At 61.4% G+C, this 25,803-nt stretch carries 23 protein-coding genes; 7 read left to right on the forward strand and 16 right to left on the reverse strand.

All coding sequences use genetic code 11. The features are described 5' to 3' along the window. Nucleotides 1–47 precede the first annotated feature (47 nt). The 3 genes from AC0L25_RS04935 to AC0L25_RS04945 all read right to left on the reverse strand — a co-directional run bounded on the left by AC0L25_RS04935 (nt 48) and on the right by AC0L25_RS04945 (nt 4,028). The gene (locus tag AC0L25_RS04935; protein ID WP_473594449.1) at nt 48–1,718 is read right to left on the reverse strand and encodes a peptide ABC transporter substrate-binding protein; all 1,671 of its coding nucleotides are present in this window, start codon (nt 1,716–1,718) and stop codon (nt 48–50) included. Between the two features lie 38 nt (nt 1,719–1,756). Further along, nucleotides 1,757–3,421 (reverse strand): ABC transporter ATP-binding protein, encoded by a 1,665-nt coding sequence (locus tag AC0L25_RS04940; protein WP_473594450.1) that lies wholly within the window; start codon nt 3,419–3,421, stop codon nt 1,757–1,759. A 418-nt stretch (nt 3,422–3,839) separates the two neighbouring features. Next, complete coding sequence (locus AC0L25_RS04945; protein ID WP_473594451.1) at nt 3,840–4,028, reverse strand: hypothetical protein; 189 nt, start codon at nt 4,026–4,028, stop codon at nt 3,840–3,842. A 160-nt stretch (nt 4,029–4,188) separates the two neighbouring features. Here AC0L25_RS04945 and AC0L25_RS04950 point away from each other — a divergent pair, with 160 nt between their 5' ends. The 3 genes from AC0L25_RS04950 to AC0L25_RS04960 all read left to right on the forward strand — a co-directional run bounded on the left by AC0L25_RS04950 (nt 4,189) and on the right by AC0L25_RS04960 (nt 7,158). Then, a complete protein-coding gene (locus AC0L25_RS04950) occupies nt 4,189–5,514 on the forward strand; it encodes an NAD(P)/FAD-dependent oxidoreductase (protein WP_473594452.1) in 1,326 nt (441 codons plus the stop codon). An 83-nt stretch (nt 5,515–5,597) separates the two neighbouring features. Further along, nucleotides 5,598–6,671 carry a tartrate dehydrogenase gene (locus tag AC0L25_RS04955; RefSeq protein WP_473594453.1) on the forward strand — a complete coding sequence of 358 codons (1,074 nt, stop codon included), beginning with the start codon at nt 5,598–5,600 and terminating at the stop codon, nt 6,669–6,671. A gap of 10 nt (nt 6,672–6,681) precedes the next feature. Continuing rightward, nucleotides 6,682–7,158, forward strand: coding sequence for an Lrp/AsnC family transcriptional regulator (locus AC0L25_RS04960; protein WP_473594454.1), 477 nt, complete (start codon nt 6,682–6,684; stop codon nt 7,156–7,158). A 40-nt stretch (nt 7,159–7,198) separates the two neighbouring features. Here the strand turns inward: AC0L25_RS04960 and AC0L25_RS04965 are convergent, their stop codons facing one another. Both AC0L25_RS04965 and AC0L25_RS04970 read right to left on the reverse strand, forming a co-directional pair. Then, nucleotides 7,199–8,575 (reverse strand): aminotransferase class III-fold pyridoxal phosphate-dependent enzyme, encoded by a 1,377-nt coding sequence (locus AC0L25_RS04965; RefSeq protein ID WP_473594455.1) that lies wholly within the window; start codon nt 8,573–8,575, stop codon nt 7,199–7,201. Between the two features lie 13 nt (nt 8,576–8,588). After that, nucleotides 8,589–9,431: a GNAT family N-acetyltransferase gene (locus tag AC0L25_RS04970; protein ID WP_473594456.1), complete on the reverse strand. Its 843-nt coding sequence runs from the start codon at nt 9,429–9,431 to the stop codon at nt 8,589–8,591. Between the two features lie 319 nt (nt 9,432–9,750). Between AC0L25_RS04970 and AC0L25_RS04975 the strand changes: the two genes are divergently transcribed. Beyond that, on the forward strand, nt 9,751–10,440 hold the full coding sequence (locus AC0L25_RS04975; RefSeq protein WP_473594457.1) for a haloacid dehalogenase type II: 690 nt from the start codon (nt 9,751–9,753) through the stop codon (nt 10,438–10,440). A 110-nt stretch (nt 10,441–10,550) separates the two neighbouring features. On the opposite strand, the gene AC0L25_RS04980 is transcribed toward AC0L25_RS04975, so the two are convergent. From AC0L25_RS04980 to argE, 5 genes are all read right to left on the reverse strand, one after another. Continuing rightward, a complete protein-coding gene (locus AC0L25_RS04980; protein WP_473594458.1) occupies nt 10,551–12,026 on the reverse strand; it encodes an NAD-dependent succinate-semialdehyde dehydrogenase in 1,476 nt (491 codons plus the stop codon). A gap of 20 nt (nt 12,027–12,046) precedes the next feature. Further along, nucleotides 12,047–13,090: a tartrate dehydrogenase gene (locus tag AC0L25_RS04985; protein WP_473594459.1), complete on the reverse strand. Its 1,044-nt coding sequence runs from the start codon at nt 13,088–13,090 to the stop codon at nt 12,047–12,049. 168 nt (nt 13,091–13,258) lie between these two features. Beyond that, nucleotides 13,259–13,615 carry a cupin domain-containing protein gene (locus AC0L25_RS04990; RefSeq protein WP_473594460.1) on the reverse strand — a complete coding sequence of 119 codons (357 nt, stop codon included), beginning with the start codon at nt 13,613–13,615 and terminating at the stop codon, nt 13,259–13,261. A 14-nt stretch (nt 13,616–13,629) separates the two neighbouring features. Then, a complete protein-coding gene (locus AC0L25_RS04995; RefSeq protein WP_473594461.1) occupies nt 13,630–14,553 on the reverse strand; it encodes a 2-hydroxyacid dehydrogenase in 924 nt (307 codons plus the stop codon). A gap of 17 nt (nt 14,554–14,570) precedes the next feature. Further along, nucleotides 14,571–15,695, reverse strand: a complete 1,125-nt coding sequence (argE, locus tag AC0L25_RS05000) for an acetylornithine deacetylase (RefSeq protein ID WP_473594462.1) — start codon at nt 15,693–15,695, stop codon at nt 14,571–14,573. Nucleotides 15,696–15,945: 250 nt separating this feature from the next. Here argE and AC0L25_RS05005 point away from each other — a divergent pair, with 250 nt between their 5' ends. After that, nucleotides 15,946–16,824: a GNAT family N-acetyltransferase gene (locus tag AC0L25_RS05005; protein ID WP_473594463.1), complete on the forward strand. Its 879-nt coding sequence runs from the start codon at nt 15,946–15,948 to the stop codon at nt 16,822–16,824. A 369-nt stretch (nt 16,825–17,193) separates the two neighbouring features. Here AC0L25_RS05005 and AC0L25_RS05010 read toward each other — a convergent pair whose 3' ends face one another. The 6 genes from AC0L25_RS05010 to AC0L25_RS05035 all read right to left on the reverse strand — a co-directional run bounded on the left by AC0L25_RS05010 (nt 17,194) and on the right by AC0L25_RS05035 (nt 23,655). Next, on the reverse strand, nt 17,194–17,943 hold the full coding sequence (locus AC0L25_RS05010) for a ribonuclease activity regulator RraA (RefSeq protein ID WP_473594464.1): 750 nt from the start codon (nt 17,941–17,943) through the stop codon (nt 17,194–17,196). Between the two features lie 23 nt (nt 17,944–17,966). Beyond that, a complete protein-coding gene (locus AC0L25_RS05015) occupies nt 17,967–19,130 on the reverse strand; it encodes a mandelate racemase/muconate lactonizing enzyme family protein (protein WP_473594465.1) in 1,164 nt (387 codons plus the stop codon). Between the two features lie 24 nt (nt 19,131–19,154). Beyond that, nucleotides 19,155–20,252 (reverse strand): ABC transporter ATP-binding protein, encoded by a 1,098-nt coding sequence (locus tag AC0L25_RS05020; RefSeq protein ID WP_473594466.1) that lies wholly within the window; start codon nt 20,250–20,252, stop codon nt 19,155–19,157. 10 nt (nt 20,253–20,262) lie between these two features. Next, nucleotides 20,263–21,153 (reverse strand): carbohydrate ABC transporter permease, encoded by an 891-nt coding sequence (locus AC0L25_RS05025; RefSeq protein WP_473594467.1) that lies wholly within the window; start codon nt 21,151–21,153, stop codon nt 20,263–20,265. Next, nucleotides 21,150–22,109, reverse strand: a complete 960-nt coding sequence (locus tag AC0L25_RS05030; protein ID WP_473594468.1) for a carbohydrate ABC transporter permease — start codon at nt 22,107–22,109, stop codon at nt 21,150–21,152. Before AC0L25_RS05030 ends, AC0L25_RS05025 begins: the two co-directional genes overlap by 4 nt. A gap of 67 nt (nt 22,110–22,176) precedes the next feature. Next, entirely contained in the window at nt 22,177–23,655 is a 1,479-nt protein-coding gene (locus AC0L25_RS05035; RefSeq protein ID WP_473594469.1) for an ABC transporter substrate-binding protein, read from the reverse strand. 213 nt (nt 23,656–23,868) lie between these two features. Here AC0L25_RS05035 and AC0L25_RS05040 point away from each other — a divergent pair, with 213 nt between their 5' ends. Both AC0L25_RS05040 and AC0L25_RS05045 read left to right on the forward strand, forming a co-directional pair. Next, complete coding sequence (locus AC0L25_RS05040) at nt 23,869–24,576, forward strand: GntR family transcriptional regulator (RefSeq protein ID WP_473594470.1); 708 nt, start codon at nt 23,869–23,871, stop codon at nt 24,574–24,576. Between the two features lie 58 nt (nt 24,577–24,634). Then, a complete protein-coding gene (locus AC0L25_RS05045; RefSeq protein ID WP_473594543.1) occupies nt 24,635–25,801 on the forward strand; it encodes a mandelate racemase/muconate lactonizing enzyme family protein in 1,167 nt (388 codons plus the stop codon). Nucleotides 25,802–25,803: the final 2 nt, after the last annotated feature.

Genomic DNA, 25,803 nt, shown 5'->3' on the forward strand with positions numbered 1-25,803 from the left:
ACAGCGCCGATGATTGGCCGCCGCCGCAAGGCGGCGGCATTAGTATGTCAGCCCTTCCAATGCCATCCGGCGGCATGCCAGGATGCGACGCGGGCGTTGGAATTTGCCTCGAAACCCTCCAGCCCTTCCTTGCGGCCGAACACATTGGCGTAGGCAAACAGAGGCAGGAACGGCAGATCCTGACGAACAATTTCCTGCACACGCAGATAGATGGCGCGCCGCTCTTCCCGGTCGAAGGTGCGGGTGCCCTTATCGAGCAGCGCATCGACCTCCGGGTTGGAGTATTGGCCTGTGTTCGAGCCCTTTCCGCCCTTCGCGACGATCGCCTTGGTGTGCAGGCGGTTGGAAACGTCGGGGTCGCCCGCGATGACATTGGTTACACCGGAGATGGCTGACTCGAACTGCGATTTGAGCCAGAAATCCCCCCACATGACGGCGGCCGGCAGGTTCGAAATGGTCATCTCCACCCCGATCTCGGCGAATGTCTGCTGCAGGAACTGCTGCGTCTGCTCGCGCAGGTGGTTGCCGGAGGTGGTGGAGTTGGCGAACGACAGACGCACCCCGTCCTTTGCCCGTATTCCGTCGGCTCCGGGTACCCAGCCGGCCTCATCGAGGATCTGGGCCGCGCGCTCGAGGTTGAACTCCTGTGCCGGCAGGTTCGGATTGTAGTAGTAGGAATTCTGCGGCATGAACGTCTCGGTCGGTTTGTGGACCCCATAATAAAGTGCTTCGAGAATCGCTTTCCTGTCGATTGCGGCGTAGAGCGCCTGGCGGACCGCCGGATCCTTGAATTGAGGCTTCTCAAGATTGAGATAGATCGACTCGACCGATGCGCCGCGCTCCAACATGACCACGCGCTCCGACAGTGTGTTGGCTTCCGCGTAGTGGTCGGCGGTTATGAATGCCTGGTCGACAAGATCAATGTCGCCGCTCTTGAACTGGGTGTAGAGCACTGTCATGTCGGGGATGTATTTGAAGACGAGCCGCTCCAAATAGGGACCCTCCCCTGCATAGTCCGTGTTCGCGACGAGTTCGATGTGATCGCCGGCGATGCGCTGCGCCCACTTGAATGCGCCAGTGCCGACAGGCGCCTGATTGAAGGCGGCGGCGTTGGCGTCGGCCTCTTTCTCCAGTATGTGCTTGGGCACCATGAAGGTTTCGGCGAGAAACGACAGGTAGGGGGCGAAAGCCTCCTCCATCCGCCAGGTGAGCTCGGTCGGCGAGACCACCTTGATGTCGCGCACCAGCGAATGGCCCGCCGTGCGCCACGCGCGGAATTTCGGATTGGTGATGAGCTCAAGAGTGAACTTCACGTCCTCGGCCGTGAAGGGTTCGCCGTCGTGCCAGCGGACGTCATCGCGCAGGCGGAGGCGCCACTTAAGACCATCCTCCGAGATGCCGCCGTTTTCTTGGCTTGGCACTTCGACCACAAGATTGGGCTGGAGAACGCCCTTAGAGTCCATTCGAACAAGTGCATCAAACACTGAGAAATGCACAGCGTCGTCGCACTCGGTATGCGGCATCAGTGGATTGAAGACGGTGGGTTCCTGCGAAAATCCGACGACGACGCGGCCGGTTGGGCTCGCTGGAGGGTTCTGGGCGAAGGCGGGCTTGCCCAACAGATTGGGCGCAATGAGGCCTGCAGCCCCGCCTATCGCCATCAATCGCAGTGCGTCGCGCCGCGAGTAGTTTGATTTGGTGTTTGAGCGTTCAGTCATTGGAATTCCCCTTGTTCTGGCGGTATCCGCCGTGGCTCTTACCCATTTGCTGCAACCGGGCGTTTAGGTCCCGGCTGCTCTCCAGGAATCGCCGCCACCAGCTCTCGTGTGTAGGCTGATTGCGGGTCGAGGAAGATTTGCGAGGGGGGACCGCGTTCCACGATCCGCCCTTTCTGCATCACCGCGATTTCGTCGCAGATCTGGCTGGCGACGCGAAGATCGTGGGTGATGAAGATCATCGATACGCCGGTCTCCCGCTGGATCTGGTCGAGAAGCTGCAGGATCTGCGCCTGGATCGACACATCGAGCGCCGACACCGCCTCATCGGCGATCAGCAGCTTCGGCTTGAACATCAGTGCCCGAGCGATGCCGATGCGCTGACGCTGCCCACCGGAAAATTCATGCGGAAAGCGGCCAAAGGCGCCGGCATCGAGTCCGACATGGGCCAGGAGCGCCTTCGCCTCTTCACGCGCCTGGGCATAGGGCGTCCCGTGCGCGACCGGGCCAACGGTCAGGATGTGGCCGATCGTCGAGCGCGGATTGAGCGAGGCGAACGGATCCTGGAAGATCATCTGGACCCGCGGCCGCAGAGGGCGGAACTCGGCTTCGGAAAGCTTGGCGATGTCGCGGCCCTCGAACAGAATCCCGCCGCCGTCGCTGTCCAGCAGCTTGATCAGGAGCCGGCCAAGCGACGATTTGCCGGAACCGCTTTCGCCCACAACGCCCAGCGTGCGCCCGGGCGCCAGATCGAACGAGACTTCGTTGACCGCAGGCACGACGCGCTGCGAGCTGAACAGGGAACTGCCGCTGCGGTAGGTCTTCACCAGGCCTTCGACCTTCAGGATCGGCGCTTTGTCGGCCGTCTCCAGAGGAACGCGGTCCTCGCCGGTCAGGCGCGGGACGGCTGCGATTAGGCGCCGAGTGTAGGGATGGCTAGGCGACTTCAGGACCTGTTGGGCGCTACCCTGTTCGACGATGTGGCCCTTCTCCATCACGACGACACTGTCTGCGATCTCGGCCACCACCCCGAAGTCGTGGGTGATGAACATGACGCTCATTCCCTTGCGGCGCTGAATGTCGCGGATCAGGTCCAGAATCTGTGCCTGGGTGGTCACGTCGAGCGCGGTCGTCGGTTCATCCGCGATCAGGATCGTGGGCTCGAGTGCCAGCGCCATGGCGATCATCACCCGCTGCCGCTGCCCGCCAGAAAGCCGGAACGGATACTGATGATACATGAGTTCGGGGTCGGGCAGCCCCACCTCGGTCAGCAACTCGACAGCGCGGCCGCGACGGGATTTCGGGGTGCCGACGCCATGCGCCGCCATGACTTCGTCGATCTGCGCGCCCACCGTCATCAGCGGGTTGAGTGCCGAGAGCGGGTCCTGGAAAATCATCGAGACAACCCGGCCGCGTAGGCTGCGCAGCTTGTCGGGCGACAGGCCTATGATGTTCATCCCATCCAGCTGGATGGCGCCCGAGGAGACGCGGATCACCTTGGGCAGAAGCCCCATGATCGCATTGGCTGTGACAGACTTTCCCGAGCCGGATTCGCCGATGATGCACAGGATCTGTCCGCGCTTCAGGTCAAAGGAGATGTTCTCGACGGCATGGGTCCGTTCCATGCCTTGCGGCAAATTCACCGTGAGGTCGCGTATCGAAAGCGCCACATCATGGGGGGCTACGGCCTGAATGCTTGCGATCATCGAGATCACCTCCCCTTTCAACCGAGCGGGTCCACGCTGTTGCGGACCGCATCATCGCCCTTTGAGCAGAAGCGCCTCGTCGTCTGGCCATCTCGGCGCTTCGCGCCCTGAGGCTGCGAGAAACGGATTCTGCTCATCCTGGCGGCTCCCTTGATGAAATCCGGTCCGTGTACCGGACACTGTTCCCTTTTCTTGGAGAAATCTCCGAAGGCGTAAGCCAGCCTATCGGAAGTCCTCTGGAGCTTGCCTGCCATAAGGAAGGGTTGCTCCGTTCTTTCAGCCAGTTTGACTGTTTTGTTTCCGCATAGTCGTCGAAATTTGGCCCTCGGGCGGCAGGAACTTCTGAAAAGAACATCCAGTTCGGCATTTCAGTCTGCAGCTGTTCGGCGCCCGCGACATGATCAGGCAACCATATCCTTCATGCGGCAATACGCCCCCACGACGGGCAGGAACCAGGGCCTTCCGGTGTGCATCGCACCGTGTGCCAGGATGCGGTCGAGCGGATCGGCGTGCGGCCAATAGCAATGTCGGCCAAGGCACTGCCGATCAGGGTCGGCGCCTGTGCGCCGCGCCCTGAATAGCCATGCCGTGGATGACGCGACTGCATGAAGTGTACTCCTGCTTGCCCCGGTGACAGCGAGCTTTTCGCGCAACAATTGGCCGTCCTAGAGGCCGCTAACCGCAGGAAATTCCGTCCAGGCATGAACTCCGTAGCCTGCCTCTGCCGGCGGCAGGTTAGGATGCTTCCAATTACCGGAGTTCCATCCATGCCCGCGCCGCTCATTCACATCGATTCCAGCCCATCCCTGCCTCGCGAGGCGGACGTCGTCGTCATCGGCGGCGGCGTGGTAGGCGTATTCACAGCATATTATCTCGCACGCCGCGGCGTCAGCGTTGCCCTGCTGGAGAAGGGGCGCGTTGCCGCCGAACAGTCCAGCCGCAACTGGGGCTGGTGCCGCCAGCAGAACCGGGACGCGCGCGAGTTGCCGATGGCAACCAAGAGCCTCGATCTCTGGGAAAAAGTGGCGCAGGAGACGGGCGAGGACACCGGCTTCCGCCGTTGTGGGCTGCTATATCTCTCGCAGGACGAAAACGAGTTGGCAGGCTGGGCAAAGTGGCGCGATTTTGCAAGGACGGTCGGCGTCACGACGTATGTGTTGAGCGCGGAGGAAGCCACCCAACGGGGCAAGGCGACCGGCCGCAAATGGAAGGGCGGCGTGTTCTCGCCAACTGACGGAACGGCGGATCCTTCAAAGGCGGTGCCCGTTGCCGCGCGCGGCATCATGGCGGCCGGCGGCACGGTACATCAATATTGCGCGGCTCGCGGCATAGAGTTGAGCGCCGGCCGGGTCAGCGGCGTCGTTACAGAAGCGGGAACCATTCGGACAACGACCGTGGTCATGGCCGGAGGCGCGTGGGCTTCTTCCTTCTGCAACCAGCTTGGTATTCGTTTCCCGCAAGCTGCCGTGCGTCAGTCCATTCTAGCCGTAGCGCCGGGCGCAAATGGCCTGCCGGATGCCCTGCATACCGCGCACGTCTCGCTGACGCGGCGCGGCAACGGTGGATTCACGCTGGCGATCAGCGGGCGGGCACGAGTCGATCCAACGGCGCAGCAGCTCAGGTTCAGCCGCGAGTTCGTGCCCATGTTCGCCCGCCGCTGGCGCAGTCTGGCCCCGGGAGCGTTCGAGGGCTGGCGTCAAGGTCATGAAAGCCTGAGGAAATGGGTACTTGACCACGTGACACCAATGGAACGGAATCGGATTCTCGACCCCAAACCTGACGTGAGGCAGATTCGCCTGATATATCAACGAGCCTGCGAATTGCTGCCCGAACTCCAGCGCACCGCGATTTCTCATGCTTGGGCGGGCTATGTCGACAGCACGCCCGATGGCATCCCGGCAGTCGGTGAAATCGAGGGGATTCCGGGCTTCATCCTGGCGGCGGGATTTAGCGGCCACGGCTTCGGGATCGGCCCCGGCGCCGGGCATATGATCGCCGACATCATCACCGGCAGCGAGCCGATCGTCGATCCGCGTCCCTATAGGCCGGAGCGTCTGAAGACCGCTGCGTGGGGCAAGGTCGCTGAATTCTAAGAAGACCGATTTGCCACCGTCCAACCGGTCGCACACGAGATCGAGGCCGCGAGGCGGCCAGCTCGCAAACAGGGAAAGTGACGATGCGCGTATATGAGATTGCCGCCATTCCGGCCGACGGGATCGGCCCAGAGGTCATTGCCGCCGGTCTCCAGGCGCTTGAGACGCTTGAAGAGCGCTGCGGCGACTTCAAGCTGCGCGTCCAGCACTTCGACTGGGGCTCAGACTACTACAAGGCCCATGGTCGGATGATGCCCGAGGACGGTGTGACGCAGCTGAAGCGTTTCGACGCTATCTTCTTTGGCGCGGTCGGTGCTCCCGATCTGCCTGACGACATCACTCTGTGGGGCCTCCGGCTGCCGATTTGCCAAGGCTTTGATCAGTACGCGAACGTGCGGCCGACCAGGATATTGCCGGGTATTGCTTCGCCGCTGGCGGGCGTTGGCCCTGGCGATCTGGATTGGGTGATCGTGCGGGAGAATTCCGAGGGCGAGTATTCGGGCCACGGCGGCCGCGCCCATCGCGGCCTTCCCGAGGAAGTCGGAACCGAGGTCGCGATCTTCACGCGCGTCGGCGTCACCCGCATCATGCGCTATGCATTCCGGCTGGCGCACTCACGGCCGCGAAAGCTCCTGACAGTCGTCACGAAATCCAACGCGCAGCGTCACGGCATGGTAATGTGGGACGAAATCGCCGCCGAGGTGGCACGGGAATTTCCTGACGTCACGTGGGACAAGATGCTGGTTGATGCTATGACAGCGCGTATGACGCTGAAACCACGGAGCCTCGATACGATCGTCGCCACCAACCTTCACGCCGACATATTGTCGGACCTTGCAGGCGCGCTTGCGGGCAGTCTCGGCGTAGCACCGACCGCCAATATTGATCCCGAGCGGCGCTATCCCTCGATGTTCGAGCCTATCCACGGCTCGGCATTCGACATTGCCGGCAAAGGGATCGCCAACCCTGTCGCCACCTTCTGGACCGCCGCCCAGATGCTCGACCATCTGGGCGAGAACGACGCGGCTGCCCGGCTGATGCGCGCAGTGGAATCGGTGACGAGCGAAGGCGTGCTGACGCCGGACGTTGGTGGCACCGCGACCACGCAGGAAGTAACGGACGCCGTTTGCCGGACGATCCGCGGTTCGAACGTGTGACAGGTTTCTGATGAAGCTCGACAAGATCGACATCAAAATTCTGTCCGAGTTGCAAAAGAACGGGCGGATATCCAACGTCGAGCTTGCCGAGCTGGTGTATCTGTCGCCGAGCCCCTGCCTGATGCGGGTCAAGAAGCTTCAGGCGGAAGGCTTCATCACCGGTTATTCCGCCCAGATCGACGTCTCCAAGCTCGGGCAGACGTTGACGGTGTTCACCGAGATCACGCTCAGGAACCATCGGCAGAACGACTTCGCGCGGTTTCTTGCCACCGTCGAGAAGATCGATTCCGTCATCGAATGCCATCTTGTTTCAGGTGGCTACGACTACCTGGTGAAGTTTGTCACAGCGGGAATCACCGAATACCAGACGGTCATGGAGCGCCTCGTCGAAATGGACATCGGCATCGACAAATATTTCAGCTTCGTCGTGCTGAAATCCCCTATCGTGAAATCTCACCTGCCGCTCGACGCCATATTCGACGGATGAGAAAGGGGCTGCCGCGCGCATGCGGCGGCAATCTGGACGATCATCTGTTCATCGCCGCCCGCACGTCCTTGTCTTCGAGGGTTTGATCCAGCGTCATCCGCGTGCGTTCGAGGATTCCATCGATATCGTCGTCCGTGCAGCAGAGCGGCGGCGCATAGCCCAGGATGCCGCTGTTGAAGGCGCGGATGACGAGGCCGTTCGCCCATGCGCGCTCGAAAATACGGCGACCCGGATCGGCTGCCGCCGGCAGGGGCGTCTTGCGCTCCTTGTCAGTGACCAACTCGACCGCGGCCAGCATGCCGCGACCGCGAATATCGCCAACCAGGGGGTGGTCTGCGAGCGAGCGAAGGCCTTCCATCAAACGCTTCCCGGCCTTCCGCCCGTTCTCGAGCAAGCCCTCTTCGTAGAGACGCAGGCATTCCAGCCCCACCGCCGCGCTCACGGGATGGGCTGAATAGGTGTAGCCATGGCCGACAGGCGCTTTGCCGGCTCCGTCCGCGATCGTATTGTAGACATGGTCTGACATGAAGACTGCGCCCATAGGCACGTAGCCCGAGGTCAGTCCCTTCGCCGTGGTTATGAAATCCGGCACTACATCGTCCTCTTCGCAGGCGAAGAGCGGACCGGTGCGGCCAAAGGCAGTGATGACTTCGTCGGCAACGAACAGAATGTCGTGTTCCTTGCACACGGCGTGCAGGGCCTTCAGCCAGCCTGTCGGTGGAACGAGGACACCGCCCGAACCCTGAATGGGTTCGGCGTAGAAGGCCGCAACGCGGTCCGCGCCGAGTTCCGCGATCTTGGCGCGCAGGGCCGCGACCGATGCGTCGATAATCGTCTGCGGATCGGACCCGACCGGATTGCGATAGGCGTAGTGCGATGGGATTTTATGCTGCCAGTCGTATGGGACACCGAAACCCGCATGGAAGGCCGGGATCGCGGTCAGACCTGACCCTGCCGTCGAGGATCCATGGTAGCCATGCTCGACCGAGATGAACTGGTCCTTCTGCGGCGTGCCCTTGGCATGGTAGTAATAGCGAATGAACCGGATCGTGCTGTCGATTGCGTCGGAGCCGCCAAGCGTGAAATAGACATGGTTCAAATCGCCGGGCGCCAGTTCGGCAAGCCTGGCAGCAAGGCGAATGGCGGGCTCGGATCCCAGCCCGAAATATCCCGTCGCATAGGGAAGCTCTCTTAGCTGCTTTGCGGCTGCTTCAACGACACTTTCCTGGCCGTATCCGACGTTCACACACCATAGACCGGCGAATCCATCCAGCAGGGTTTTCCCGCTTGCATCGGTCACCGTTGCACCCTTGGCGGATTTGAGCACCCGAACGCCCATCTCCTCGTGGCCCCGATAGCATGAAAACGGGTGAACCAGATGCGCGCGATCGAGTTCGATCAGTGAGTTTGCCAGCATTTCTTCCTCCGATTCAACCGAGTGCCTGACTGACCAACGCATATGTGCGGTGATGCGCGGGCTTGCTTTCTTTGTGCGTGGCTATGGAGCGTCGCATCGTGATCCCGCCGCCGACGTGCGCGAGCCCGCGCCCGGTGAGCCATTCAGCAAGATCCGTCGAAACGTCGGTGTCGACGCGGACGAACTTGCCCTGATGATGGGCGAGCAAAAAGTCGATCAGGGCTTTGGCCTCGGTACCGTTTCTCGCCACCACCGGCCCGATGACCAGCCCCCGGCCGAATGGCCGGATGGCGGAAAAGGCCTGGGTATCGCCTTCATCGCGAATGACAGCGAATTTCGCGCGCTCGCGAAGCAGCTTCATCAGCGCCGAACGGTCATGGCCAAATGCTTCGCGATCCAGCACCCCGAGGCGGGCAAGATCGCCGCTCTCGGCCCAGGATACACGGGCCGGCGCGGGAACAGACAATGCCTCGCCCTGATGCTGTACGATCTCGCCAGTCGTGACGAAGCCCAGCTTCTCATAGAGCGGCAGGCCTTTCAGTGTCGCCGTCAGGCGACAGGTGCGCTCACCCGCCTTGGCAAGCGCCTCTTCCATCATCTTGCGGCCGAGCCCGCGGCCGCGCATGGCCGCATCGACGATCACCATGTTGATGGCGGCGGCATCGTTGCCGTAGGGGGTCATCATGATGGTCGCCACCACGCGTTCTTCTTCCAGAGCGACGATCCCCCGGCTGACCGACTGGACCAGCTCCCAATCCTCGCGGCGATGCGGCCATTTAACTTGGCGAGACAACTCGACAGCACCTTTCAGGTGCCCCGGTGTCATCTCTTCAAGGATGATCTGTTGTGTGGTCATGATGAATTTCCGGCCTTCCGTCTTCAGGTGCTAAAGGTAGATCACCAAAGACAGCAGTTCCTCCCGACCGGCAGCCACGCGCCACGCGTTTTCACTATCCTTCGCCGCTCGCGCCGCATCTTCTGCCGAAGCATGGCCGACAGGCCGCGCTGCTCCCAAGCTCGAAAGACACCTGGCGCAACTCTCTGCCAAACCGGCGATGCAATACGAAACGATCTGCTTCAGGTCGCGGCGAATGCGGCCGTTAGTCTTCCAGATCTCCGACTATGGTGATTGTGGTACAGGCTCGCTGTGCCGAGAAACTAGGAGGATGGTCGCCATGTCGACGTTCAGACCGAAATACATCACCTTCGACTGCTACGGCACGCTCACCAATTTCGATATGGCCGGCGCGGCGCGGCGCGTCTACGGCGAGCGCCTCTCCCCAGAGGCAATGGCCAGCTTCGTGGAGGCTTTTAGAGGCTACCGCCTTGACGAGGTGCTGGGGCCATGGAAACCCTTCCTCGAGGTGGTGCAGAATTCCATCGAACGCAGCTGCAAGCGCATCGGTATCCAGTTCAAACCCGAAGATGCCCAACGCATCTATGACGAAGTGCCGACCTGGGGTCCGCACCCCGACGTCCCGGCTGGCCTGTCGAGAGTGGCCAAGGAAATCCCACTGGTGATCCTGTCCAACTCCATGAACAGCCTGATCATGTCGAATGTGGAAAAGCTCGGCGCGCCTTTTCACACCGTCATCACCGCCGAAGAGGTTGGCGCCTATAAGCCGCTGATGAAGGGCTTTGAATACATGCTCGACAAGCTCGGCTGCGGCCCGGAGGACATCACTCATGTGTCGTCCTCATTCCGCTACGATCTCATGACCGCCTATGATCTCGGTATCAAGAGCAAGGTCTGGGTGAATCGCGGCCACGAGCCCGCGAACCCCTTCTACGAATACACCGAGGTAAAGGACATTGGCGGGCTGGCCGCCGCCGTCGGACTGGAGCCCGTTCGGGAAGTTGCTTGAGGCTGGCGGGGCCTCCGGCCTCGCGGCATCCGAAGTATCGAATGAGAAAGGGGCGGTTAGACCGCCCCTTTCTCATTGCTGGTCTCGCTCTTGAGATTCCGGAAAAGCCTCTAATTCAAGCCGCCGACGTGAAGCGTCTTGACCTCCAGATATTCCTCAATCCCCAGCTGCGATCCTTCGCGCCCCAGCCCCGACTGCTTTACACCGCCGAACGGCGCGACCTCTGTCGAGATCAGACCGGTGTTGAGTCCGACCATGCCGAACTCCAGCGCCTCGGCGACACGCCACGATCGTTTGAGGTTTTCCGTGTAGAAATATGCGGCAAGGCCGAAGGGTGTTCCATTGGCGATCGCGATGGCCTCCTCCTCGGTTTCAAATCGGAACAACGGCGCAACGGGCCCGAATGTCTCTTCCGACGCCAGCAGCATTTCGGTCGTGGCGTTGCCGAGCAGAATAGGCCGGGCGTATTGCTTACCTTCCGGCACTGCTTCGCTCCGGGCAATTATCCGGGCGCCTTTCTCCAAAGCATCGGCGACATGCCGCTCGATCTTCTCGATGGCGGCACCATTGATCATCGGCCCGATGACGACGCCCTCCTCTGTACCGGCGCCAACCTTCATCTGTGCAACTCGGCTGGCGAGCTTGGCAGCAAACGCCTCATAGATGCCGGCCTGCACGAGAATGCGGTTGGCACAGACGCAAGTCTGGCCGCCATTGCGAAATTTGGAGTTTACCGCCCCTTCGACGGCGAGATCGAGATCTGCGTCATCGAAGACGATGAAAGGCGCGTTCCCGCCAAGCTCGAGGCTGAGCCTTTTGATACCGTCGGCGGCGCCCTTCATCAAAAGCGCGCCGACGCGGGTTGAACCTGTGAACGAGATCTTGCGCACCGTTTCGTTGGCCATCAGCTCTTTGCCGATCTGCGCCGGCATGCCGGTTACGATGTTGATGACGCCTGCCGGGATACCCGCTCGCTCCGCCAGGACGCCGAGCGCGAGCGCCGAAAATGGTGTGAACTCGGACGGCTTGATCACCACCGTGCAGCCGGCAGCCAGTGCGGGGGCGACTTTGCGCGTGATCATCGCGTTGGGGAAATTCCACGGGGTGATGACGGCGCAGACGCCGACTGCTTCCTTGAGAACCAGAATGCGGCGATCGGCAGTGGGTGACGGAATGGTTGAGCCACCGATCCGGCGCGCCTCCTCCGCGAACCATTTCACGAACGACGCCCCGTAGCGGATCTCCGCGAGCGCCTCGGCAAGCGGCTTACCCTGTTCCAGCGTCAGCAGAAGCGCCAAATCCTGTTCATGCCGGCGAATGAGGTCGTGCCAGCGTTCCAGCAGTCCCCCGCGCTCGGCATGAGTCTTCTTCTTCCAACTCCTGAACGCTTCGGCCGCAGCGCCGATCGCGGCCCTGGTCTCGTCGCCCCCCATGTCGGGAACGGTGCCGAGAACATTCAGGCTGGCAGGGTTGGTAACCTCGGCGACGGCCTTTGTGTCGGCTTCCCGCCACACACCGCCAATCAACGCCTGCTGGCGGAACAGGTCCGCATCGTTAAAGGTGCCAATCTTCGTGATCGCATTCATGGTCTTTTTCCTCTGCCCTTTCAGCTCAATGCCGCAAGCACGGCTCGCGTGATTGTTTCAGTCCGGTCCTTGCCTGCGATCGTGCCTATGCCCTGCGCGGTTACGGACTCGATTGCCGACATCACTTCGGCCGCAGCATGCCGCTCGCCCAGATGCTCCAGCATCATCGCACCGGACCAGATCGCGGCGATCGGATTGGCGACGCCGAGATGCGCGATATCGGGCGCCGAACCATGGACCGGCTCGAACATGGAAGGTGCGCTGCGATCGGGGTTGATATTGGCAGAGGCGGCATAACCCAGCCCGCCCTGAATGGCCGCTCCAATATCGGTGAGAATGTCGCCAAACAGGTTCGAGGCGACGATTACGTCGAGGCTGTCAGGCGCCAGCACCATGCGGGCAGCCATGGCGTCGATGTGGTAGTGCGAGACCTCTACATCGGAATAGTCTTTCGCTATCTCGCACGTCACCTCATCCCAGAAAACCATGGAATGTTTCTGCGCGTTGGATTTGGTCACAGATGCGAGCTTCTTGCGGCGCGCCCGCGCCTGTTCGAAACCGAAACGCATAATCCGTTCGACACCCGCACGCGTGAAGATTGCTGTCTCAATCGCGACCTCATTGGCCGTGCCGGAATGGACGCGCCCGCCGGCGCCGGAATATTCGCCTTCCGTATTCTCGCGGATGCACAGGATGTCGAATCCATCGGAGCGGAGGGGCCCCTGAACGCCCGGCAACAGCCTGTGCGGTCGTATGTTGGCGTACTGCGTGAACCCTTTCCGGATCGGCAGGAGCAGTCCGTGAAGCGACACTGAGTCGGGCACTTCGGCGGACCACCCCACGGCGCCGAGATAGATCGCATCGAATTTTCGAAGTGTCTCGATGCCGTCTGGCGGCATCATTGCGCCGGTTTCCAGGTAATAGGCGCACGACCATGGGAAGCTTGTGCCATCAAGGGCGAAACCGCCCCGTTTTGCCGCCGCCTGCAGCACCTGCCATGCGGCCCCAGTCACGTCCTTGCCGATGCCGTCGCCGGGGATGAGCGCTATCTTGTAGGTCTTCATTTGATGGAGGTCCTCATTCGCACTAGCGAAACAATAGTGGACCGCGCGCCGCATTTTTCGTCGAGGATGAGCGGCCCGACGGCGTCGAATCGCGTCAGGTGGGACTTGGAAAGTCGATTGTTCTGGAACCGCCGCGCGCGCTATTCGGCCGGACCTTGAGCATTGAACTCAGTCATAAACGCAGACGTAGATCTTGCGCACGGTCTCGATCGTACGCCAGACGCCGACAAAGCCGGGCTTCATCGCGAAACTGTCGCCGGCGCGGTAAGTCTTGGTCTCACCGCCCTTCTCCTCGATTTCGACGAGACCCGAAATGATATGGCAGAACTCGTAGGTAGTGCCCTTGATCGAATGCGTCTCACCGGGCGTCGCCTCCCAGACGCCGGTCAGAACCTTCTCACCTTTCGAGGCATCCTGCGCCCAGGTCTTGAAGGATGGAGTGCCGGAAATGAGCCGCTCCGGCAGCGGCAATGCCTCCTTCGGCGTGAAGGCAGGATTTGTGTCGATCGTGATCAGCAGTGACATGTGAGGTTTCCTGGTTAGTAGCCGAGCGTCCGATCGACGAGGCCGATCAGATCTTTCCCGGCGCGGTGGCGCCGGATGTTGTCCACGGCGGATTGCGCCGCCGTATGCGGTTGCGTCACCGAGGCAATGTGCGGCGTTATCATCACCTTCGGATGCGACCACAGCGGATGGTCTTGCGGGAGCGGTTCTGGATCAGTTACATCAAGCATCGCCGCAGATACGTGACCGGTGTCGAGCGCGTCGATCAGCGCGGCCTGGTCGAGTTGCGGACCCCTGCCGAGATGCAGCAGCCGCGCCCCTGAGGGCAGTAGGTCGAAGAGCTTTGCATCGAGCATGCCGCGCGTTTGTTCCGTCAGCGGCAGCAGGCAGACAAGAATATCCGTTTGCTTCAGAAAGCCGGCGAGTTGGCCCGCGCCATGAAAACAGGCGACGCCCTCTAGCCGCTTTTCGCTGCGGCTCCACCCGGCCAGCGGAAACTGGAACGGCTTCAAGCGCTCGATAGCCGCCTGAGCCAGCATGCCAAGGCCGAGAAAGCCAACCCGGCGTTCGGCCGCCTGTCGAGCGGCAATCGGCTGCCAGAGGCACCTTTTCTGCTGCTCGAGATAGGTGGGTATCTCCCGGTGGAGCGCCAACACGCCGAGCGCGACGTATTCCTGCATCATGCGTATGATGCCATCCTCGACCATGCGCACCAGCTTCACATGGCTTGGCACGACGTCCTGCTTGAACTGGTCGACGCCCGCGCCGATGGAAAACAGCACTTCCAGATTACGGTAGCGCGAGATCTCGTCCGGCACCGTCCAGGTGATGAGATAGCGCACCTTCTCCGGCTCCATCTCCTCGCCGGAATGGAAGAATTCCAGATCCGGGAGTTCGCGCGCGAAGATCTCGCGGAACACCGCAGCACGTGCCGCATCGGAATTGAAAAGAAATGCCATGGAACCCGCCTCTTCCTTCAGGCCGCGAGACGCGCGCCGAGCCCGTGGATCATCTTCCGGCAAGCGGCGAGTTCACCGGTCTCGATATACTCGTCGGCACGGTGAGCACGGCCGATGTCGCCGGGGCCGCAAATGATCGCATCGATACCGGCCTGCTGATAAAGCCCGGCCTCTGTGCCGTAACTGACCGCTGTGAGCGGCTCCTGCCCCGTCAGCTCGGTCAGAACCGCCGCTAGCTCACTCCCCTTCGCGGGTGCAAGGGCGGGATAGGAACTCAACTCGTGCCAGATTACCTCGAAGCCGCTGTCGCGCAGGGCAAAAAGCCCGGCCTTGACCGGCTCAAGCAGGGAGGATGGAGAAACGCCCGGCACGGCACGAACCTCGATATCGGCGGTGCAGTGGCCAGCGATGATGTTGACCGCCTGTCCACCGGCGATGACGCCCACCTGCAACGAAGAATATGGGGGCTCGAAATCTTGATCGAGCGGCCCGTCGGCGAGGGATTGGCTGTAGGCCACGGCGTGCGTGATGACTCCGGCCATGGCATGCACGGCATTGAGTCCGAGGTCGGGGCGTGACGAATGGCCGGATCGCCCGATCACTTCGAGGCGCGCGGCGGCCTTCCCCTTGTGCGCGCGCACCGGCTGCATCCCGCTCGGCTCGCCGACAATCGCGCCAAGCGGCCTCTCGCATAGGCTTGGCAACGCAGCTAACAGATGCGGCACGCCACGGCACCCCGCCTCTTCGTCGTAGGAGAATGCGAGATGAATTGGTTGCCGCAGGTTCATCGCCGCAAGTCCTGGGAGCGCGGCCAATGCGCAGGCGAGAAAGCCCTTCATGTCGGTGGCGCCGCGGCCGTAAAGCCTGCCGCCCTCGCGACGCAGGACAAACGGATCCGAGCTCCATTCGGGCTCGCCGGCCGGCACGACATCCACATGTCCGGAGATGATGTAGCCCCGACCCTCGCGTGGGCCGATCGTGACGAAGAGGTTGGACCGGTCGCCCTCGGGACCAGGGAGAACCGTCACCTGGGCTCCCGCTCCCCGACAGTAGTCGCGGATCCAATCGACGATCGCGCCGTTTGGCGTGCCCACAACAGAGGGAAATGCAATCAGGGTAGCGAGGATTTGTTCCACGTTCATGGCGGTCCGCTCTGCTTGCATACTATCATCGGGTGCGAACCAGCCTATCCGTAGGCAGCAGTGTTCCCTGCCGAATCGCGTCGTGCTTTGGCTGAAGATTGCGAAAAAGCGCCTCGAACCAGCGAAACCTGCTGGCTTTCCCGTGTAATGCTGCGGCAAAAGAGGCATGTCGCGACATGGCGTCGACGACGGGATCAAACACCACATGCTCGCGACGCTGGGCATTGGTTGAAGGAGCGGATCAACCGACATGCAAAGATCAGTGCGCCTGAAATCCTTCGAACTGTTCGCGCGCGACATCAATGATGTCGACGTCGAGTTGCTGCACGCACTATCGATTTCTGTCCGCTGGCCGCATCGGCCCAAGGACTGGGATCTACTGCGGCGCGCTGGCCACGGTATCGTTACTGTTGATGGTATTGGACGCGTTTTCGGAAGCGCGATGTGGTTTCCCCACGGGGACGATTTTGCCACTATTGGCTTGGTGATCACGACGCCCCGCACCCAGGCCCAGGGAGGTGGCCGATGGCTCATGGACCAGGTCCTTGAGCGATGCGGAGATCGAAATCTCGCCCTGAACGCAACCCATGCCGCCTATCCCCTGTATGTTTCACTCGGCTTCACGAGCGAGGCGATCGTCTACATGCGCCAGGGACAGGTCCCCCAAACACTCCCGCCGATGCCAGTTCTCGATGGTGAACTAAGTGACCTGCCCAGCGACAGGCTCGGTGACATCACCGCGCTGGACGCGCGCGCATTTGGGACAAACCGTGCAAGGCTGCTTACGTTGCTTTCGGAGGATGCTTCAGTCGCCACTTTGAGTCGTGGCGGCGAGGTCGTTGGCTATTCCATGTGTCGCGAGTTCGGGCGCGGCCATGTGATTGGCCCCATTGTGGCTCGGAGCGACCAGGACGCGGTCCATCTCACAGCCGTCCATCTGAAGAAGTTGGCGGGTCGATTCGCGCGCGTCGATTCGCGCGAGAGGGATGGCTTATATGCAGAGTTTCTGCAGCACAGCGGCCTCGGGATCGACGAGACCGTGACGACAATGTCCAAAGGCCGCAGCTTCCTGAACCGGGAAAGCAACGAGCCTCGGGTCTATGGATTGGCCGGCCACGCCCTGAGCTGAAGCACGCTCCGCCCTCAAGCAGCGGTCAGAGGTGTAGGTCGATCAGAGCGCGCCCCAATTGCAACGGAAGCCCAAAAACCGGCGCAATGGGATTGCCCGAGGGGGTCTGCGGGGACAGGATGATCCCCCAACTGCGCCGGTGCCACCTGCGATCACTTCATCGTCCCATTCCCTCTGGAATCAACAGGTGGATGGAATCACGACACCGCCAATCAATCAACGCGAACGGATCAACACAGTCGGCCAAGAGCCGTCCCGGCTGCAAGATCGAAAGCGAACGCCCGCGGCGAAATTCGACTCCTCCACTTTTTGCGTCGACCCGGCGATACCGCCAGAAGGTCTGCCGCCCGCCGCAGGGTAATCCATGCGCTAACTTGGGCTCTCCAAGCGGTTTGTTTTGCGCCACTCCTCGTACTCCCCGCGGGCGTCGTCATGCAGCGGATAGTAGCGTTGCAACGGCGCGCCCTCCATGAGCTTCACTCGTGAGAACTCCTCCCAATCGTGATGCTTCTGTGATTCTTCGATCACCTTTGCGGCCATTGCGACGGGAAGCACCACCACCCCATCGTCGTCGGCGACGATGATGTCGCCGGGGATCACCGTGACACCGCCGCAGGCAATCGGAACGTTGACGGCATTGGGATAGATGCTGGTCTGCACATGATAATTTGGCGTCCAGCCGCGCAGCCATAGAGGCAGATCGAGCTTTTCAACATTGGGCCGGTCGCGCATGCATCCATCGATGACGATGCCCGCGCCGCCTCTGCCCTTGAAATACGTCGACATCATATCGCCGAAGACGCCCGAGCTCATATCGCCGCGCGCGTCGACCACGACGACGTCGCCCTCCTGCGTGTGATAAAGCACATGCCGATGCAGCTGCGTCTCCGGATCGGCATATTCTCCCTCGGTGAAGAGGTCCGGCCGCTGTGGCATGAACTGCAGCGTCAGCGCCGGCCCGACGATCGACTTGCCGTGGTTCTGCGCCACCGGACCGACCATGTGAGGATTGCGGAAGCCCATGTGGCCGAGCGTGCCGGCAACCGTCGCGGCGCCGATCTCCCTTAGCGCGTCGATCAGGTCTTTTGGCGGCCGCGTGATGTCGGGAGCATGTGTCATGGTGGACTCCGGTTGAAAGGGAACTACCAGTTGGTAACAGAACCGTCGCGGCGCTTAAGGTGAGGCGCTTCCCAAAAACGAAAGCTCGCCGCCTGGATCGCCTCCTCGTTGACCTCGACGCCGAGCCCCGGCAGATCGCCGACCGGATAATTGGTCCCGTCGAGCCGTGTTTGCACGGGGAAGAAGTCGGAATTGTCGAAGCCCAGCTTTGTTTCGGGCTCCCTGGTCTCCAGCCAGGCGAAGTTGGGTACCGCAGCGGCGAGATGCACCGTCGCGGCCGTGCACACCGGGCCAAGGGGATTGTGCGGCATCAGATCCACATAGTGCGCCTCGCTCCAGCCAGCGACTTTCATCGCCTCGGTAAGCCCGCCGACATTGCAAACATCGAGCCGGTTGAACTGGTGGATGCCACGCTCGATGTAGGGCAGGAACTGCCACTTGCTGGCAAATTCCTCGCCGATGGCAAAGGGGATGTCGGTCATCGTACGCAGGGATTCGTAGGCCGCCGGTGTCTCGTCCCGGATCGGCTCCTCGAGGAAATCAAGCACGCCGCGGCCGAGCTTGTTGCAGAAGCTCGCCGCCTCGGCCACCGACAGCCGATGATGATAGTCGATGCCGAGGACGACGTCGTCACCCAGCGCCTCGCGCGCCTTGTTAAGCATACTCGCGGTAGCGCCGATCGACTGGCGCGGCTCGAAGATGTCGCTGCTGTTTTGCCCGGCGGGGAAGAAGCGGATCGCCTGCCACCCCTGTGCGCATAGCTCGCGGGCTCGTTCGATGGCAGCATCACCTTCGGCCTCGTCTCCGGTCGAGGCGAAGGTGGGGATGCGGTAGCGCTGCTTGCCGCCTAGCAGCTCGTAGACCGGCACTCCCAGCGCCTTGCCCTTGATGTCGTGAAGGGCGATATCGATGGCGGAAATCGCCGCCTGCAGAACACGTCCGCCTTCGAAGTACTGGCTGCGATAAAGCTCCTGCCAGATCCGGCCAATCTGCATCGGATCGCGGCCGATGAGAAACTCGCGATAGTGCTCGACCGCGCCGGCCACCGCTTTCTCGCGACCACTCAAGCCGCTCTCGCCCCAGCCGAAGATGCCCTGGTCGGTCTCGACCTTGACGAGCATCTGGTTGCGCGTTCCTACCCACACCGGGTAGGGCTTGATCGCGGTGATCTTAAGCTTCTCAGTCATCCGCGCCCACGCATCCGCCCTCTCTCAGTTCGCGTTGAGGGCCATTTCGGTTTCGCCGTCGAACAGATGCATCCGCTCCTGGTCGAACTCGAGCCAGATCTGTTCATCGGGCGCCACGGCAATGTTCGGAGGCACGCTGACGTTGACGATGGCGCCGGACAGGAACGCCTGCACGAAGGTGACGTCTCCAGTCGGCTCCACCGTGTAGGCCTTGGCCGGAATGGCGCCGGGGACCGCGCTGTTGCGCAGCTTGATCGTCGAGTGACGTGCGCCGAGCACGACTTTCCTGGTCGTTGCGCTTGCGATCTTCCGGGCGTTGCGCGGCGAGAGCTCAAAGCTCCAGCCCTCCGCGCTGGTCAACACAGCGTTGCCGTTTGCCGTCGATGCCTGCAGCGGAATAAGGCTCATCGCCGGGCTGCCTATGAAGCTGGCGACGAACATGTTCACGGGATGGGCAAAGACCTGCGCCGGTGAATCGTATTGCTGCAGGTAGCCGCCGTTCATCACCGCCATCCTGTCGGCCATGGTCACGGCTTCGAGCTGGTCGTGCGTCACATAGATGATCGTCGCCTTGAGGTCCTGGTGGAAGCGCTTGATCTCAGATCGCATCTGCACGCGCAGTTTGGCGTCGAGGTTGGAGAGCGGCTCGTCCATGAGGAACACGGCGGGGTCGCGGACAAGTGCACGGCCCAGCGCCACCCGCTGCTGCTGCCCGCCCGAAAGTTCGCGCGGCTTGCGCTCGAGCAGGTGCGTCATGTCGAGCACGCGCGCCGCTTCCTTGACCTTCTTGTCGATCTCGTCGCTGGGCAGTTTGCGCATCTGCAGCGGGAACGCCAGGTTCTTGTAGACCGATTTCTGCGGATAGAGCGCGTAGTTCTGGAACACCATGGCGATGTCGCGGTCCTTGGGGTCGAGGTCGTTGACCACCCGGTCGCCGATGACGATGTCGCCCGATGTGATCGGGATCAGCCCCGCGACGAGATTGAGCGTGGTTGTCTTGCCGCAGCCTGAAGGGCCGACGAGCGCAACGAACTCGCCGTCATTGACCGTCAGCGACACGTCGTTGACGGCTTTGAAGCCGCCATAGGACTTGACGAGATCTTTGAGGACCACGTGGGCCATCGGCAACTCCCTAGTGCTTGACCGCGCCTTCTGTAAGGGCGCGTACGAAGTATCGTTGCAGGACGAGGAACAGCACCACGACGGGCACGCTCATCATGAAGCTGGCCGCCATCAGGCCCGGAAAGTCCGTCGTGTTTTCCGAGAAGAAGCGCTGGATGCCGACCGGGAGTGTCAACTGGTCGTTCTTGGTGAGGAAGGTGTAGGCGTAGATGTACTCGTTCCACGCGCCGATGAACGAATAGATCGCGGTGGCGATGATCCCCGGCGCCGAGAGCGGCATCACAATCAAGATGAAGGCCTGGAACCGCGTCGCCCCATCGATGCGCGCGGCCTGCTCGAGCTGCACCGGAATGTTGTCGTAAAAGCCCTTGAGCAACCAGATCGCCAGCGGGAGGCCGAAGGTGAGATAGGTGAGAATCAGCGAGCCATGCGTGTTCATCAACCCGAGCAGGCGCATCAGGATGAACAGCGGCACGAGAAAGATCACCGCCGGGAACATGTTGCGCAGCAGCACGGCAAAGAACAGGAAGTTCCGGCCGGGGAAACTGAAGCGCGAAAACGCGTAGGCGGCAGGGACGGCGACGATCACCGAGAGGATTGTCGTGACGGTCGACACGAAAAGGCTGTTCCAGAAGAAGCGGAGGAAGTCCTGGCCGACGCTGTTCTGGGGATCGAGCAGCTTCTCGTAGCTGGCGAGGGTAGGTTCGTCCGGCCACCATTGCGGCGGGAATTGCAACGCCGCGAACCCGGACTTGATCGAGGTGATCAGCATCCAGATCATCGGCACCGCGGTGTAAAGCAGCATGAACGCGAGGAAGATGCGCCCGGTCCACCGCCATCCGTCGACGCGCATCCGGCGACGGCTCAAGGCTCGCGGGGTTGTGTCGGCAGTCGTGCTCATGCGCTCCCCTCTTGCCGCTCGTTACCGCTTAGCGCACGGACGTAGAAGTAGCCGAGCGTCATCAGGGTGAGGAACAGGAGCACCGAATAGGCAGATGCCACGCCCCAGCGCTGCCGGCCGAAGGCGAGCTCATAAATGTGGGTGATCCAGATATGCGATGCGTTGGAGGGCCCGCCGCCGGTCATGATCCAGGGGATGATGAAGGAATTGAAGTTGGCCACCGCGAGCAGCAGGATCGTCACCGTCGAGACGTTGCGCAAGTGCGGAAAGGTGACGTGCCAGAAGCGCTGCCAAGCGCTGGCGCCGTCGACCTGCGCGGCGCGCAGCAACTGCTCGGGCACGGTCTGCAGGCCGGCCATCATCATGATCATGGCAAACGGAAACTCGCGCCAGATATTGACGACGATCAGGGAAGGCAGCACCGTGTTGACGCTGTCGATGAAATTCGGCGGCCGGTCGGCCAATCCGAGGCCGACCAGTACCGCACCGATGATCCCGAAGTCCGAATGATAGATCCACTTCCAGATATAGGAGGCGGCGACCGCGCTGATGACCCAGGGAATGATCAGGATTGCGCGCAGCACACCGCGGCCAACAAACTCGCGGTGGAGCGCCAGCGCGGTGGCAAACCCCAGGACAAAGGCAATCAAAGTGGAGCCCAGCGTCCAGATCAGAGTGTTCCAGGTGACTCTCCAGAACACCTCGCTGGTGAGGATGGTCGCGTAATTGTCGAAGCCGATGAAGGTCTTGTCGCGAAGTTGCAGGCCAGGCGGCGTCTTAAAGAACGACAGCTCGATCGTGTAGTAGATCGGATAGGCGATGACGACGAGCATCACGGCGATCGCGGGAAGCACGTACGCGTAGTCGGCGCGACGCTCCCATATCTGGCGTAGCACGCCGGACCTGCCGGATTGCAATCTTCGGCGAGCCTCGGCCTTGCCGGTCACGATCGTCACTGTGGCGCGCCCTTATTTTTTTCTGGACGAACCGGCTGCACTATCGGTGCAGCCGGTCAGGCTTGGACTAGAGTCCGCCCATCAGGTCTCTTACCTTCTTGGCCGCGTCGTCCGCTGCCTGGTCGACGGTCATCGCTCCGGTCAGGGCATTCTGCAGCATGTCCGGGACGATGATGTTCATGATCTCGGGGGCCTGCGGCAGCGCTGGGAACGGGATGCCATATGGTAGCATCGAGGTCGTCACATCGAGGAACTTGATGTTGTCTAGACGTTCCTTCATCCATTTGGTCTTGAAGCCGTTAAGGTTGCCCGGGTTCGAGCCTGCGTAGGCCATCTTCAGCGACCATTCAGGGCTCGTCCACATGCAGATGATAGCCTTTGCAGCCGGCTCGTCGACCTTGCCGCCCTCGACATATTCAGGCTTCAGGATGTGAATGTTCGAGCCGCCGAACACGACTGCGCGCTTGCCGTCGGGGCCAGTGGGAATCAGGCCGTAGCGCATGTTGTCGATGACGGTCTGCGCCTTATCCTTGTCGGCGCCCGTTGCCTTCTTCTGCAGGTCGAGCATGACATCGTAGTCGGACGGATGCGAGATCATCATGCCGAGCTGGCCGGCGAGGAACAGGGGCTGGTTATCGGCCTGCTGGTTGGTGAGTGCCGAAACCGGAACCGACTTGTCACGAACATACATGTCGTACGAGGCTTGCAGCGCTGTCTTGCTCTGCGGGCTATCGAGATTGACCTGTTCATAGGTCGGGTTCGCGGTGGCTTCGTCGAAGACGCCGCCGCCATAGGCCCACAGCTGCGGCATGAAGCGGTACGGCGTATTGCCGGCATTCTTGCGAGCCACGAGGCCGTAACCGGCAATGCCGAGCTTGTCGTGGATCTGCTTGGAATACTTGACGACGTCGTCCCAGGTTGCCGGAGCCTTGTCCGGATCGAGGCCCGCACGCTTGAAGATGTCGGCGTTCCAGATGAACGCCATCGTCTCGTTGTTGGTTGGAATGCCGTAGGTCACCCCCTCCCAGGTCACGGCCTTCATGGCGCCGGGCCAGAAGTCCTCGGTGGAATACCCGACATCCTCGGGTTTGAGCGGCTCCAGGTAGCCTTTTGAGGCGAACTCGGTACCACCCAGGATTTGCAGGCGGACCGCCATCGGCGCGGCATTGCCCAGGAGCGCCGTGCGGAACTTGTCAAGAAGGTCGTTATAGGTGAGGGCTTGTTCCTCGAGCTGGATGTTCGGATAGGTCTTGCGGAAGGTCTCGAAGAAATCCTTGTAGTACTGGCGCAAAAGGTCGGGGTCGCCCTCGAACACGCCCTGATACCAGAAGGTCAGTCGCCCCTTGTAGTCGAGCGGGGTGACCTTGGCGCAATCGGCCGCCGTGTCGAAATCCTGTGTGCCCGCAATGGAGCGCACATATTCCGGCGACCACTTGCTGAGGTCGACGGGCGGCGCTCCCAGCGCCGATGTGGACATCAGCGATGCCATCAAAGCAGTGGCGACAGTGCCGCGCAGGACCGCACTGCCGAGCGTAATCCTCGTCATAGATATCCTCCCTGGTTCTCCATGCCGCCCTGCGCCGAGGCAAAGCGGTCTAGCTCGTTCGACCGCGGGACGCCTTTCTGTTCTATGTATCCCTTCGATCATTTTGTACGTTTTCAGATCGTGGATTGCCTGTCAACGCGCTGGATCGTACATTGTTTGTGAAAACCGTGTGTGATATCGGGCAGGGGTATGCATTGATCAGGGGAGCCGGCCTTGGCCGAAATAGATGATTTTAAAGCCATGCCACCGGTGGAGACTGACCCCATGGCCTCCAGCGAGGGCGCCTCGCTTTATGAACTGATCAGGGAAGACATCATTGAGGGACGGCTCGCCGCCAACGAACGGCTTGTGGTCACCGATCTCGCCCGGCGTCACGGCACCTCGACCAACCCCGTGCGCGAGGCCCTGCAGCTTTTGCGCGGGGAGGGTTTTGTCACCTTTCTCCCCAACCGCGGGGCGCGCGTCCGACCCATAGATCAGGATTTTGTCCGGGATATCTATGAAATCGGTGTTCTGATCGAGCCGGCCCTGACGCGATGGTTTGTGAATATGGCCACCGGCGAGGACATGGCCGAACTCGAACGTCTCCAAGGCCTGATTGAAGAGAACAACTTTGCCGACACCTTCAGGCACAGTGAACTTGATACCGCTTTCCACACCGTGATGTACCAGCGGCACTATAACCGCCATGCCGCCGAACTTTGGTGGAAGCATCGCGAAGTGTTGCGAGCCGTCAGCCGGCGTTTCAATTTCACGCTCGCGCGGCGTGCCGCGATCATTCGCGAGCACCGCGAACTCATCGCGCACGTAAAAGCGGGAGAAGCCGACAAGGCGGCCCAACTCGTTTCCCGCCATGTCGAGGGTTCCGGCCGACATATTCTCGAACAGATGCGTGCGCGCAACGCCGCTCGGGCCGGATAGGTACGAAGGTCCAGTCTCGAGCATCGTTAGCCTGACCATTTCAGATAAAGGAATTGAGATGAAAATCACGAGCATTCGGCCGTGGCTGATCAAGTCCGATGCTTCTTATTGGGGAGAGTTCCTGTTCGTCGAAGTGACGACCAACGAGGGGGTGAGTGGCTGGGGAGAGATCACCACCACTACAAGGCTCGCCAACCGCGCGCTCTGCACGATCCTGCGGCAGATCGGTGTCGCCGTGACAGGCGAGGATCCGGCGCGCATCGAGCATCTCTGGCACAAGATTTTTCGCAGCTTCACCTATATGGGCAGCCGCGGCGCCGCCGTCGAATGCGTGAGCGCCATCGATATAGCCCTCTGGGACATCCGGGGCAAAGTCCTCGGTAAGCCGATTTACGAGTTGCTGGGCGGACCAGTACGCGATGAAATCGCACTCTACACCCATCCCAACCAGGCCAAATTTACCAGCAAGGAGGCTGTGGTCCGCGAAATTCTAGACATCGTCGAGTCCGGACACACTGCGCTCAAGTTCGATCCTTACCCCCACCAGGGCCGCAGCGCCGATGGCCTGCCCCGCGAACAGCGAGACGGCTACCTCGATGGCAGCATGACCCGCAAGGACGAGCGCGAAGCCGCCGAACTCACGGCTCTGATCCGCGAAACGGCGGGGCCTGATGTCGACATTCTCATCGATGCGCATGGCCGCTTCGACGTTCCCACCGCCATTCGCCTCTGTCGGAGCCTCGAGGAAGCCGGCCAGATCGACTGGTTTGAGGAGCCCTGCCCGCCCGAGAGCCTCAACGCCCTCAAGCAGGTGCGTGAAAAGGTCAGTGCCGCCATCTCGTGGGGCGAGCGCGGCCACACGAAATGGGATTTCGTGCCGGTACTCGAGAACAGGCTCGCTGACTACATCATGCCGGATGTCACCTGGACCGGCGGCATTACCGAACTCAAGAAGATTTCTGCCCTATGCGAGGCCTACTACGTCCCGGTCTCGCCACATGACGCCGCGGGACCGATCAACGTGGTTGCGGGAGCGCAGGTGATGATGACCGTTCCTAACTTCTACAAGCTCGAAACGTCGGAGTGGAACCTGGGCAAATACGATCACCTCATCGACAGACCACTCGACGTCTCGAACGGCAGCCTCAAGCTAACGTCGAGGCCTGGTCTCGGTATTGAGATGAACCGCGATTACCTGCAGGCCCATGAGATTGAGCTAGGCTAGCA

This window comes from Mesorhizobium sp. WSM4813, from assembly GCF_055811555.1.